The sequence below is a fragment of the Niastella sp. OAS944 genome (assembly GCA_024809215.1).
Taxonomy (GTDB): Bacteria; Bacteroidota; Bacteroidia; order Chitinophagales; family Chitinophagaceae; genus Niastella.
Genome location: JANUBW010000001.1, coordinates 2,182,765 through 2,197,304, shown reverse-complemented (window position 1 = coordinate 2,197,304; position 14,540 = coordinate 2,182,765). Strand labels below are relative to the sequence as shown.

Annotated in this window: 7 protein-coding genes; all 7 read left to right on the top strand. The window is 45.3% G+C overall.

Annotated features, from left to right (window positions below):
• The first annotated feature begins 28 nt into the window (after positions 1 to 28).
• The 7 genes from GGD38_RS08470 (at position 29) to GGD38_RS08440 (ending at position 14,526) form a co-directional block, all read left to right on the top strand.
• Positions 29 to 2,797 (top strand): SusC/RagA family TonB-linked outer membrane protein, encoded by a 2,769-nt coding sequence (locus GGD38_RS08470; protein WP_375298439.1) that lies wholly within the window; start codon positions 29 to 31, stop codon positions 2,795 to 2,797.
• A gap of 24 nt (positions 2,798 to 2,821) precedes the next feature.
• On the top strand, positions 2,822 to 4,453 hold the full coding sequence (locus GGD38_RS08465) for a RagB/SusD family nutrient uptake outer membrane protein (RefSeq protein WP_375298440.1): 1,632 nt from the start codon (positions 2,822 to 2,824) through the stop codon (positions 4,451 to 4,453).
• Positions 4,454 to 4,492: 39 nt separating this feature from the next.
• Complete coding sequence (locus GGD38_RS08460) at positions 4,493 to 7,621, top strand: SusC/RagA family TonB-linked outer membrane protein (protein WP_375303789.1); 3,129 nt, start codon at positions 4,493 to 4,495, stop codon at positions 7,619 to 7,621.
• A 10-nt stretch (positions 7,622 to 7,631) separates the two neighbouring features.
• Positions 7,632 to 9,359 carry a RagB/SusD family nutrient uptake outer membrane protein gene (locus GGD38_RS08455; protein WP_375298442.1) on the top strand — a complete coding sequence of 576 codons (1,728 nt, stop codon included), beginning with the start codon at positions 7,632 to 7,634 and terminating at the stop codon, positions 9,357 to 9,359.
• A gap of 240 nt (positions 9,360 to 9,599) precedes the next feature.
• Positions 9,600 to 11,612: a glycoside hydrolase family 2 protein gene (locus GGD38_RS08450; protein WP_375298443.1), complete on the top strand. Its 2,013-nt coding sequence runs from the start codon at positions 9,600 to 9,602 to the stop codon at positions 11,610 to 11,612.
• Positions 11,613 to 11,725: 113 nt separating this feature from the next.
• Entirely contained in the window at positions 11,726 to 13,156 is a 1,431-nt protein-coding gene (locus GGD38_RS08445) for an alpha-L-fucosidase (protein ID WP_375298444.1), read from the top strand.
• A 92-nt stretch (positions 13,157 to 13,248) separates the two neighbouring features.
• Complete coding sequence (locus tag GGD38_RS08440) at positions 13,249 to 14,526, top strand: serine hydrolase domain-containing protein (protein WP_375298445.1); 1,278 nt, start codon at positions 13,249 to 13,251, stop codon at positions 14,524 to 14,526.
• Positions 14,527 to 14,540 lie beyond the last annotated feature (14 nt).

Here is a 14,540-nt window from a genome sequence, read left to right as displayed (position 1 = left end):
TGTTTTAAAAACTATTCTAACCAAAACTATGCTTACAGGAAATAATATTATTAACAGGTGCGCCGGTATTGCAGTGCTTACTGCTTCACTGTTGGCAGCCGGTGCTGCACATGCACAGCAGGCGGCGCCTGATACTACGGGTATTGCGCTTAAAGATTCTACTGTAAAAACAGTTGCTTCGTACGATGTTATTTATAACCGCGAGCTTATTAAATCGCCGGTGGTTGATATTACCAATGCACTCTCGGGCCGGCTTACCGGATTGTATACATTGCAACAAGCTGCCACACCCGGTAATGATGGAGCGTCGGTATTTGTACGTGGTATAAGTAATCCGTTAATAGTGATTGATGGTATTCCAAGAGATTATACGTTGCTAAACCCGGCAGAAATAGAAAGTGTTACAGTATTAAAAGATGCATTGGCGGTTAACCTGTATGGCATGCGTGGGTCGAATGGCGTATTGCTGATAAATACCCGCAAAGGTACACCGGGCAAACAAACCATTTCATTCACTGCACAATATGGTGTACAGCAACCAACGGTAAAACCCAAATACCTGAATGCGTACGACTATGCCACCCTGTTTAATGAAGCGTTGGCCAATGACAAAAAACAGCCTGCGTATCTCCCGGTTGATCTGGATGCTTATAAGAATGGAACTGACCCGTACGGTCATCCCAACGTTGATTGGTGGAGTACCGTGCTGCGCAATAAAATGCGCTTTGCGCGCTATAGCGCCGATGTAAGCGGTGGCGGTCAGTTTGCACAGTATTACCTGGCGCTCGATCACGTGAACCAACAGGGTATTTTTGTGAAAGATGCGAAGAATTCGTACAACACAAATAATGATTATAAACAGTATAGCATTCGGTCGAATGTGACCATGAATATAAACCCTTCGTTGAAAGCGTTCTTAAATGTATTTGCACTTATAAGAAATGGCACGCAACCCGGTTATGGTTCTGCTGCTATATTTAATACCCTGTACACCACTCCCAATAATGCCTACCCCGTATATAACTCAGATGGTTCTTATGGCGGCACCGTAGAACGCAATGCCAATTTACGGGCGCAGGTGGTAAACTCGGGTTACTGGTTGAATTACAATCGTAACTTATATGCCGATGTAGGTTTACAGCAAAGCCTCGATGTACTGGCAAAAGGGTTGTGGATAAGCGGAAAGGCTTCCTTCGGCTCTGATTTAACAGAAGATATTGACCGCACAAAAACCTTTGCTACATTTAAAATGAATGTAGACCCCGCAACCGGCGCCGTTACTTATACAAAGTTTGGTACCGATGGTACACAGAACAACGGTGGTAATATTGCCACGCAAACCCGTAACAGTTACTGGGAACTAACAGCCGGTTACAATAAGATCTTCAACAACGCGCATACCATAACTGTAAGGGCTGTTGCTGCCAGTCAGCAATATGGCAATGATAACCTGTTACCATTACGATATAATACTTATTCCGCTTACGGCGCTTATAATTTCAGGAACCGCTACCATGTAGAAGTGTCTGCAACAGGTAACAAACAGAACCGCTATGTAAAAGGAAATGATTTTGGCATTTTCCCTGCGGCCGGCATTGGCTGGACAGTCAGCAACGAAAACTGGTTCCCACAGGTAAAACAACTAAGCACATTACGTCTTAAAGCTTCGTATGGCCGAACCGGTTTAGATAATATCGGCTATTATGTATATGGCCAGTTTTATGGCGGTTCATCAAACACCGGTTACACTCTGGGTGTAACGCCAACCACTATAAGTGGGGTTACCGAATCAACGCTGGCCAATACAAATATTACCTGGGAGAAAGCCGATAAAATGAATGCCGGTATAGAGCTTGGTTTGTTTAAAAATAAACTGCGCGCAACGGCCGAATATTATAAGGATAACTATTTTGATCTGATGCAGGTGCGCGGCCGTTCCATTGCACTTATTGGTAACACGTACCCACAGGAAAATATTGGCAGGAACCGGTATTATGGCTGGGAGTTCAGCCTGCAGTTTGAAGATAAAATTGGCGCTGTTAAATACTTTGCGGGTTTGAAATTGAGCACCCGCCAGTCGAAAGTGATGTTTGCAGATGAAGTAGATCGCAAGTACGATTACATGCGCCGCACCGGTGAAAAGGTGGGACAAATATTCGGTTATGTGGCCGATGGGTTTTATACAAGAGAAGATTCTATTGCCAAAGCGCCGGTTATGGAAGGTTACCACCCTGTTTTTGGCGATCTCAAATACAAAGACCTTAACGGCGACAGCATCATTAACCGGTACGATGTAACCGCTATTGGCAATAAAAAAGCCATGATCTATGGCGGATTGCAGGCTGGTATAGAATGGAAAGGAATTGGCTTTAGCTTTTTATTACAAGGCACTGCCAACCGCGATATAACGCTTTCTGCCAGCGACTGGGAATTTCAATCATTGGAAAACGGCGGGTATGGGCAGGCGCAACAACACCATCTTGGCCGTTGGACGGAAGCTACCGCTGCAACAGCTACCTATCCACGCCTTACGGTTGGTACCAATGCCAACAATCAAACCACCAGCAGCTTTTGGGTGCGTTCGGGCAATTACCTGCGCTTAAAGAATATTGAGCTATCGTACAACCTGCCTGCCAAATGGGTGAACGCGGCAAAGATGAATGAGGTGCGCTTCTTTATCACCGGCTTTAACCTCATCACATTTTCCGATATAGACAGGCTCGATCCGGAGTATCCGTATGTTAACGGATATCCTAACCTGAAAATGATCAACGGCGGACTTAACATCAAATTCTAGATAACAGTTGGTAAAAGCAATTATATGAGAACTTATTTTTCATACATATTTATACTGGCTGTTACATTCAGCCTGTGCAGTTGTAAAAAAACAGCCGAAGACTATCCTGTTGACCAATGGGAAGAAGATGTGATCTTCGATCCTACAGACAGCGTAGGCAACTACGCCCGCCAGTTCTTAATGAACATTTATTCGGTAATGCCGAACAATTATGCCGGTGTTGGTAATAATGCATTGCTCGATGCAGGTACCGATGATGCGGTATACCGTTACCCCGGCAATACGGTAGAAACATTTGTAAACGGCAGCTGGGCTGCCTGGAACATGCCCGATAATGTGTGGAGCAAATATTATAACGGCATTCGTAAGGTAAATTTATTCCTAAGTAAAATAGATATCGTTCCCCTTAAAACGGCTAACCTCAAAAATGAATGGAAGGCCGAAGCCCGGTTCTTACGTGCGCTGTTTTATTTTGAACTGCTGAAACGGTGGGGCGGGGTACCATTGCTGGGCGATAAGGTATATACGCTAACCGAAGACCTTGACATTCCCCGTAGCAGTTATGACGAGTGTGTGCAATACATTGTAGCGGAGTGTGATGATCTTAAAACAAAATTGCTGAAGGAAACAGCCATTGCCGATGGTGATTTCGGCCGTATTCCGCGCAGTGCCGCTATTGCATTAAAAGCAAGAACGCTGTTATACGCGGCCAGTCCGTTGAACAATGAAAAGAACGTTATCGTTAAATGGCAACAGGCTGCGGATGCTGCCAAAGAATTGATTGACCTGGGTACGTATTCATTGGTGACCAATACGAACTACATTCCCATGTTCTACGCCCGCAAAACAACGGAAACTATATTGGCGTACCAGGTAGCTACCAATAATACGCTCGAAACAAATTATGGTCCGGTTGGGTATAGTGGTACCGGCGCCGGCAGCGGATTAATGAATCCTACGCAAGACCTGGTTGATGCCTTCCCCATGAAAAACGGGCTGATGATCACTGACCCACTTTCGACGTACAATCCGCAAGCGCCTTATGCTAATCGCGATCCGCGTTTGGCTGCAACAGTATTGGTAAATGGCGTTACCTGGTTAAACCGCCCTGTTGAATTGTATGAAGGCGGCCGCGATTATGCCGGTACACAAACCGGCTACTACATGCGTAAATTCCTAGGCGGCTTTACTTCTTCTACGGCTTATTCTGCTACCAACCATAATGCCATGATCTTTCGCTATGCCGAAGTGTTGCTGAATTATGCCGAAGCATTGAATGAAGCAAATTCAACACCACCAGATGCGGCCATTAAGGCTGTGGAAAGCATCAGGCAGCGGGCCGGTTTATCGCCTTATACTATCTCCACATCTATTACTCAGGCAGATTTCAGAAAGCTGGTGCGTAATGAAAGAAGATGCGAGCTGGCTTTTGAAGAGCACCGTTTCTGGGATATCCGCCGCTGGAAAATTGCCGGCCAGGTATTGAACAATACTGCTCTAAGAGGCATAGGCGTAGTAAAGAATGGTTCAGCTTACACCTATAACTATGATCGCAAAGTGCTAACCACTACCTGGAACGATCGCATGTACCGGTACCCCATTCCTATTGCCGAAATAGAGAAAAGTAGAAAGCTGGAACAAAATGCCGGCTGGTAAAACCAAAACATTACAATCATGCAACTAAATAAAACTGCTATGAACAAAATTATTGCCTGTATACTGGCCTTGCTTTGTGTGGCGCACTGGGCCATGGCGCAGGATAAAATTGTGCGCGGTACCATCGCCGATACCAAAGGCGCGCTTACGGGTGTAACAATATCAGAAAAAGGCGTATCGAACAATACGGTAATAACCGATGCAAACGGTAAGTTTACCATTCGCCTGAAAGGCGCCGGCAAACAGTTGCTGGAAATTTCAAGTGTAGGGTATGCCGCCCAAACAATTGATGTTACCAATAAAACAACTATAAATGTAACACTGGAAGCCAGCAGTATAGATATGGGTGAAGTAATGGTTGTGGGCTATGGCAAAAAGAAAAAGATCACCAACACGGGTGCAGTAAGTATGGTTACAGGAACCGAGATCAGGCAAAGCCCGGCGGCCAGTTTACAAAACTCGCTGGTAGGCCGCCTGCCCGGTTTCTTTGCACAACAGCGTTCGGGCCAGCCGGGGAAAGATGGCGCCGATTTTTATATTCGCGGTATCAGCTCCTATAACTCAAGCGCCACACCGCTCATTATCATTGATGATATTGAAGTAACAAGCGACCAGGTAAAGGATATAGACCCCAATGAAATTGAAAGCCTTTCTATTCTTAAAGACGCCTCTACCACGGCGGTATATGGTATTAAAGGCGCTAATGGCGTTTTGGTGATCACCACCCGCAGAGGTAAAGAAGGCAAACCAAAAGTAACCTTCCGTTCAGAAGCAGGCTGGCAAAAGCCAACTTTATATTTTCATTTCTTACCCGCTTACCAGGACCTGTTGCTGATGCGTGAAAAATCACTGGCCAGTAAAGAAGACCCTGTTGGTTCGTACCCCGATCTGTATAGCGATGAAGCTATTCAGAAATATAAAGATCAAAGCGATCCGTACAGCTATCCCGATGTAAACTGGATAAAAGAAGTAACAAAGCCAAGTTCACTGCAACTGCGCGATAACGTAGATATCAGCGGCGGTACAAAAAACGTGAAGTACTTTATTTCGGGTGGTTATGTGTTTCAGGATGGTATTCTTAAAAACTTCAGTAAATCGGAAGGTTATAACAGCAATTATTATTACAAGCGCTACAATTTCCGCTCAAACCTCGATATCACAGCAACCCCATCTACTACCTTCCGGTTCGATCTCTCGGGCCGGTTTGGTGAAACCAATGAGCCATACATCGCCGATGCCAACATGAGTGGTGGCGCCTGGCCTATATGGCGGCAGTTGATGTCGGGCGTATTGCCCGCATGGGGATATCCGGTATATAATCCCAACGGCTCTTACGGCGCCCGTACCGGCGCAGCCATAAACCCTGTTGGTTTATTGCGTTTGTCGGGGTATCAACGCACATTTGATAATAACTTCAATATAAACATTACCGGCAATCAAAGGCTCGACTTCCTGGCCCAGGGCCTGGCATTGCATGGTACGGTAGCGTATACCAGTTATGCATTAGACTACAGATCGCTATACCGGAATAACTTCCCCGCCTATGATTACATCAGCGCTACCGATACGTATATTCTTTATAATACCAACAAAGACCTGTACCGTATTCCACCGCTTACCCTGTCGAATGAAGCGATAGACGGGTCCACAACTCCTGCTTCGCCAAATACTACCAAGCGGTTGAACATGCAGGCTTCCCTTACCTATGCACGCAACTTTGGTAAACACAGTATAAATGTGCTGGGGCTATACAATCAATATACCTATATCACAGCAAAGAATTCGCCTGCATTTACACCCGAAAATTTCCGTGGTTATACGGGCCGTATCAATTACAACTACAACGAAAAATACCTGTTTGAAGTGGTGGCCGGGTACAATGGTACCGACCGCTTTAAGGCCAGCAAACGATATGGTTTATTTCCTGCGGTTTCTGCCGGCTGGAACATCAGTGCAGAACCTTTCTTTGATGAGGTGCATTTTGTTGATAACCTGAAGGTCCGTGCTTCATGGGGTAAAGTAGGAAGTGATAAGATCGATAATAGTTTCCAGTACCTGTATGAAGAAGTATATAACCGTACTAACAGTACCTCATATAATAATAACTATTCGTTTGGTGAAACCCCGGTAAGTATGCCGTATATAGTGCCGGGTTCACTGGGTAACAGCAATGTGCGTTGGGAAATGGAAGAGCAAAAGAATTTGGGTATCGATCTGAAAGTGTTAAAGGGAAGGCTGTCGGTAACTGCCGATGTGTTTGACCGTTACCGCTACGATATTCTTGATAAACCTAAAAGCATACCAACGCTGGCTGGTTTGGGAAGTACCTTACCTGCCATTAACCTGGGCCAGGTAAAGAACAGGGGATTTGAAGTTGAGCTCAACTGGCAGGATAAAATAGGAGACGTGACCTACTTTGTAAAAGGCAACTATACCTATGCAAAGAACAAGATCCTGTATAGCGATGAAGTAGCGCCGGCATACTCGCAACTGGCCACTACCGGCCGGCCTATAGGACAGTTTTATGGTTACGTATGGAGCGGCAAGTTCTATAATGACCTGTGGGATGTAGAGACCAGTCCGGTTGTTGACGGCTACTCGGTATTGCCCGGCGCCTTAAAAATGGTTGACCTGAATAATGATGGGCACATTAACGATGCCGACAGAACCGCAATAGGTAATCCTAACAGACCTAACACATATTACGGGTTCAGCCTGGGTATTTCTTACAAGGGGTTCGATGTATCGGCCTTGTTCCAGGGCGCACGCGGCTGTAGTTTCTATACCGAAATGTTTGCACTGGGTTTAAATGTAAAGACCATGGATGTACACCAGCAACGGTGGACGCCTGCCAATGCCGGCACGGCCGGGTTTATGCGCCTGGGTGAAGGTGGCGGGTTGAACAGCGCCCTCTCTACTTACTGGTTGCGATCGGCCGATTACCTGCGGTTAAAGAATGTGGAATTGGGTTATAAACTTCCTTCGGCATTAACAAAGAGACTGCGGTTAGAGAATGTGCGCATTTATGCCAACGCGTTGAACCTGTATACCTGGTATAAACTGAAGATCTATAACCTTGACCCCGAAAGTATCTCCAACGGTACTTCAGCGCTCAATAATTATCCGAACCAAAAAGTTTTCAATGCTGGTATCAGCGTAACCTTTTAATTGAACTGCTATGAAGTATGCAAAATATATTTTCGCAGCTGCTTTTATGATCATGGTGTTGATGCAATCATGTAGTAAAAAAGGCGTCGACCTGCTTGATAAAACCGAATCGGGCACCCTCAATGAACAGATCGTTTTTTCAGATAGTATCCGCACCATGGAATACCTCACTGGTATATACCAGGCGATACAGAATTATTATAAACAAACAAATCTTGCCAATTACGGTAGCATGGCCGATTGTACCGATGAGGGCGAAGTAATGTGGACGGGTGATGCCAATTATCCGGTACCTATTAATAAAGGCACCCTGAATGCCAGTTATGCATGGGTGGTAAATGCCTGGAACCACTGGTATTCGCGCATCAGGTATGCCAATATCTTCCTTAAGAATATAAGTGTTACTCCTTTGTCGCCGGCCATGCAACAACGCACGGCTGCCGAGGCCCGCTTTATGCGCGCCTGGTATTATCATCAGCTGGTGCGCTTTTATGGCGGTGTGGCATTGGTAGGTGATACAACCTATACACCAAATGATAAGATTAGTGTGCCAAGGAATAGTTTTGAAGAATGTGTGAATTATATTGTTGCTGAGCTGGATGCCGCCGCAGCTGTATTGCCTGTTGAGTTTACCGGCGCCGATTATGGTCGCGTTACCAAAGGCGCCGCGCTGGCACTGAAAGCACGGATGTTATTGTATGCGGCAAGTCCGCTGTACAATGGCGGTTACGATGGCGCCAATGGTTTTAATGCTTCAGATGTTCAAAAGAAATACATTGGTTATGCTAACTATGATGCCAACCGGTGGAAGGTTGCGATAGATGCTTATAAAGCGGTGATCGATTTGAATAAATACAGCCTTTATGAAGATAACACTACCGCATTAGGATATGGGTTTTATAAAATGTTCCATTTGCGGGTGAATTCAGAAGCCATCTTCCAAATGATGGATGCGCCCAATACCCGGTTGGAAAGCTACTGGATGCCGCCTACCCGCAGTGGCCAGGGCGCCAGTTACCCATCGCAACAGTTGGTAGATGCTTTTCCTATGAAAGATGGTAAGCTTATTACAGACCCGGCCAGTGGTTATGATCCCGCCAATCCTTATGTGAACCGCGATCCCCGTTTTTATTATTCAATCATCTACAATGGTGCTATGTTCAGACAGTCGAGCACAGTAACGCAGGCGCCTATTTATACTTATTTCAATGCCACCACCGATGGTATGGGAGCTTCGCAATACACTACCCGTACCGGTTATTACTGTCGTAAAATGTTGAACAATGAATCAACAGGTAATACCCAACGTAGTATGAGCGAAATAAGATATGCAGAAGTACTGCTTAGCTATGCTGAAGCATTAAATGAATATAGTGGCCCTTCTGCCGATGTATACAACGCAGTAGAAGCTATTCGCCGCCGGGCGGGGCTGATACCGTATCAACTGCCTGCCGGTTTAACAAAGGAGGCTATGCGCACTTACATTCGTACCGAACGGCAGATAGAGCTGGCATATGAGAACCAACGCTATTTTGATACCCGCCGCTGGAAGATAGCCCACACGCCGGAAGTGGTTACGCTGCGTGGCATTAAATGGACAAAAGACGGCAGCACGTACAAACGCGAAGATATCATTGCCGATGCCCGCGCATTCAATCACCCCGCCATGTACCTGTGGCCTATTCCCCAGGCGGAAATAAGCCGTCAGACGGAGTTTGTACAAAACCCTGGTTATTAGGCAAGACCTGTAAGATCCATCATTGGGTCTTGCATTATTAGAGAGCTGAATTGGACCTGACAGGTCGTGAATTTGTAAGACCTGTCAGGATCGCATTAACTCGCTGATCTTTCATTACCCGGTGGCGAACCTTACAGGTCTTACAAGTTATTTTGATTATGAGAACACTACGGCCATTGACCATTACCTTATCCAACTTTTAACGCACTTTAAATAGCTAGTAACGCATTACCTTTTTGCATGAGTAAGAATTTTGTTGTGTTGGTAGGCACATTGTTGTGGCATACCATTTCCCTGGCGCAGGCGGTTCGCACTGAGATCGCATTTAACACCGGGTGGCAGTTTTGTAAATCTGATTCCAGTTACGCCCCCGTAACATTGCCGCATACGTGGAATAACCACGATATGCAAAGCACTAAAAATTATTATGCCGGTATTGGTGTGTATAAAAAAGAATTTACACCCGATACTGCGTGGAAGAACAAACGGGTGTTTATTCGGTTTGAAGGTGTAGGGCAGGTGGCCGATGTGTATGTGAACGATAAATTTATAGGCCAGCACCGCGGCGCCTACGGCGCATTTAGTTTGGATATTTCCTATGCGCTGGTGTATGGAAAACCGAATACGATAGTGGTAAAAGCAAACAATGAAACGCGGGAAGATATTATACCCATCAATCATAAATTGTTTGGGGTGTACGGTGGCATTTACCGCCCGGTAAAATTGGTGGTAACCGGTAAGTTGAATATCAGCGCTTCTGATTATGCGTCGCCCGGTATATTCATTAAACAGAAAAATGTATCGGCCGCCAAAGCCGATATACAGGTGATCACCAAACTGGAAAACAAATTAGGTAAAATAGAATCTGCCGTTTTAGAGACCACCATTTATGATGCAGGTGGTAAAAAGGTACAACAAACAAATACAACCGTACAGGTAATGCCACAGGGTATGCAGCATTATGCCCAAGCCCTTACCATTCTTAAGCCGCATCGCTGGCAGGGGATCGATGATCCCTATTTGTATAAAGTGGCGGTGCGGTTAAAACAACATGGAGAAACCATAGATGAAGTAACGCAACCGCTGGGTGTACGCCATTTTGAAGTGATAGCCCGAAAAGGATTTTTCCTCAATGGCAAAGCTTATCCATTACATGGTGTTTGCCGCCACCAGGACTGGTGGGGCGATGGCAGTGCATTAAGCAATGAACAACATGCGGCCGATATAAATACCATTCTTGAGATGGGTGCCAACAGCATCAGGCTGGCGCATTACCAGCAGTCGGATTATATCTATGCAAAAGCCGATAGTGTTGGACTGGTTATTTGGGCTGAAATTCCATTTGTAAATGCCGTATCGGGCAAAGAAATGGATAATGCCAAACAACAGATAACGGAATTGATACGACAGCAATTCAACCACCCCAGTATATATGTTTGGGGATTGCATAATGAAGTATATGGAAAAACACCTGCCGATTATACCAGTGTGTTAACCGCCATGTTACATGAAACAGCCAAAACAGAAGACCCCGATAGGTATACCATAAGTGTGAATGGCTATGGCACTATGGAAAGAAATGAGAACCAACTGGCCGACCTGCAGGGAATGAACCGTTATTATGGCTGGTACGAAGGAAAGACCGAAGACCTGGAGAAATGGGTAAAGGGACTGGAGCAAAAATATCCCGATCATAAAGTGATACTATCTGAGTATGGCGCAGAGGGAAATATTTTTCAGCAGGATGAAACACCGCCGGTGAAATTCGATCCGGTAAATGGCCCATATTTTCCGGAGCAAATGGAAACCCGTTTTCATGAAATACAATGGGGCATTATAGAAAAGCATCCTTACCTGATGGCTTCCTATGTGTGGAATATGTTCGATTTTGCGGTGCCGCTTTGGAACCGGGGTGGTATACCGGCCCGTAATTTAAAAGGACTTGTTTCGTTCGATCGCAAAATAAAGAAAGATGCCTTTTACTGGTACAAGGCCAACTGGAGCAAACAACCGGTGTTGTACATTGCAGACAGACGACTGGTGCAACGTAAACAGGCGGTAACAACCATTACTGTTTATTCGAATATGGGGAAACCAAAATTAACAGTGAATGGCAAAGAGATCACTACTGTAAAGCAAGGCACTACGGCTGTACATTATGTGTTTGAGAATGTGACACTCGTTAAAGGCACGAATAGTGTTTCTGTCACTTCCGGAAGCCAATCTGATTCTGTTGAATGGGTCTTGGAGTAGGAGGCCAGAGGTCTGAGGTCTGAAGCCAGAAGTCAGAAGAACCTGTATTTTCAGACCTCCGATTTCAGACTTCCGCTTCGCAACGCTATTTTCAAAAAAACATAACTTAATCAATGAAAATTTATAGATACATATACTCACTGTTATTGTTTTCAGCAGTGACGTTACATGCGCAGAATAAGGATAGAAAGCTGCTACAATACGGCGCTCAATACACAGGCAAGCGAAAAGATTCGGCCATGGCAAAGTTCAGGGCTAACCGCTTTGGTCAGTTTATACATTGGGGTTTATATTCCATACCCGGTGGTGTATGGAATGGTAAAACCTATAACTATGCAGCGGAGTTTTTAAAATCAAGCGCGCATATTTCTACCAGCACCTGGGATTCGCTGATGTACCAGTTTAACCCCGTAAAGTTTGATGCAAAAGCAATGGCCCGCATGGCAAAACAAATGGGGGTAAAGTATATGACCATTACCACCAAACACCATGAAGGATTTTGTTTATGGCCCAGCGCGTATACCCCTTTCAATGTAAGCAACACGCCCTTTAAGAGAGATATTCTAAAAGAACTGGTAGAAGCCTATAATGCCGAAGGCATTGATGTGCACTTTTATTATTCTGTGCTCGACTGGCATCACCCCGATTGGAAGTATGATATCAAAAGTGCAGATGACCAAACCCAGTTCCTGCGGTACCTCGATTTTGCTTATAACCAGTTAAAAGAACTGGCTACTAATTACCCCACCGTAAAATGTTTTTGGTTCGATGGTACCTGGGACAATAGTATTAAAAAGAATGGCTGGTGGACACTGGCCGTTGAAAAGATGTTAAAGCAGGTACACCCCGGTATGATCGTAAACAGCCGCCTGCGCGCCGATGATTATGGTTCACGCCATAAAGACTCCAATGGAGAAATGATGGGCGATTATGGATCGGGGTACGAACGCAAACTGCCCGATGCGGTAAAAGATATAGACGTAACGCAAACCGATTGGGAAGCCTGTATGACCATTCCCGAAAACCAATGGGGTTATCATAAGGACTGGAGCCTGAGCTATGTAAAAACGCCTGTAGAGCTAATAGAAATGCTGGCGCTCACTACTTCGCTGGGTGGTAACTTTCTGTTGAATTTTGGACCGCAGGGCGATGGTGCTATTCGGGCAGAAGAAAAACAAATAGCCACTGCCATAGGAGAGTGGATGAAATTAAATGGCGAAGCCATTTATGGTGGCGATTATGCAGGTTTTAAAAAGCAGGATTGGGGTTATTATATAAAAAAAGAAGGCACCAATAAAGTGTATATGATCGTTTGTAACCAACCACTATCGGGCATAGCTAAAGTACAAACACCGGAGAAGGTGAAGATCGTTAAAAACTATTTGCTGGCCAATCCCGGACAGTCGCTCCAAATAAAAGAGACCCAGAAGAACCAGTTCAACCTGTATTTACCGCCTGTAAAAACAACCACACCGTACATCATTGTACTGGAAGTTGAAAATGGTAATGGCGGCACCGGCCAGTACCAGGATGCAAAAACATGATCAGCCTTTGGTATAAAAGGATCATTTGGTTTCCTGAACAATGATTAAATTCAGGAGCTATAAAGCAATGCCACAGATTAAAAATAATTGCTATGAAAAAAGTGATCCTTGCCATACTTCCTGTATTGTTAATTGCCAGTGCCTTTCAATTATCATCACCATCAAATAATTACAAACCGGCGCCCATCGTTTCACCGGCGGTAAAAGACCGTATTGACGCTACGCTGAAAAGATTTATCGATTCGGGGAAAACCGCCGGCGTATCTGCCCTCATATTCGAAAAAGGAAAAGAAGTGTATTTCAATGCCTTCGGTTATGCCGACCAGGAAGCTAAAGCTCCCATGGACCGCAATACCATAGTACGCATTTTTTCCATGACAAAACCGGTGACGGGTGTTGCGCTTATGACGTTGTACGAAAAAGGCGCTTTTCAACTGGATGAACCGCTTTCGAAGTATGCACCGGAGTTTACCGAAATGATGGTGTATAAAGGGGTAGATGCCAATGGGAATTTAATATTGGAACCAGCCAAACGGCCTATAACCATACGCGATATCACCCGCCATACCGCAGGTTTTGCCGGTACGGAAATTCCCGCCCTTGCCGAGCTGGTAAAGAAAGCCGATTATATGAACCCGGCCAACACACTAAGTGAAATGGCGAAAAAGCTGGCCGGTCTGCCACTGGAATTTCATCCCGGCGACCAATGGGCATATGGCCCCTGTGTTGATGTGCAGGCCTACCTGGTTGAACGGCTTTCGGGTAAACCATTTGATCAGTATGTGAAAGAGAATATCTTCGATCCGCTTAAAATGACCAACACGCGTTACGTGGTAGCCGATAGCGACCGCTCACGCTTTGCTGCTTTGTACGATCGCAGCGATAATAAAACACTCAACCGCGTGCCTGATGACCGGGCTAACAGCTTTAATACAAAGAACTGGGCATTGAAACCCGGCGGCTGGGGATTAACATCTACCCTCGATGACTACATGAAATTCACACAAATGCTGGTAAATAAAGGAAAGGCGGGCAAAGTTCGGATATTGAAACCCGAAACGGTACAACTGATGGCCACCAGTCATTTAAGCGATACCATTACCAAACGAATGTGGTTGCCCAGCAAAGGGCGTGTAGGTTTTGGAATTGACTTTGCCGTGCGCACTCAACCACCTGCCACCAAAGAAGAAAATAATGGCGTAGTAGGCGAGTTCTTCTGGGATGGCGCTGCCAGCACTATGTTCTGGGTTGACCCTGCAAACGAACTTACTGCAGTGTTATTTACCCAACTGGTGCCCTTCGACCGGGTAAAACTACATAAAAGTTTTAGGGATGCAGTTTACGGTGAGTATCAACCGGCAGGCAAATAATCAACTTGTCTAAT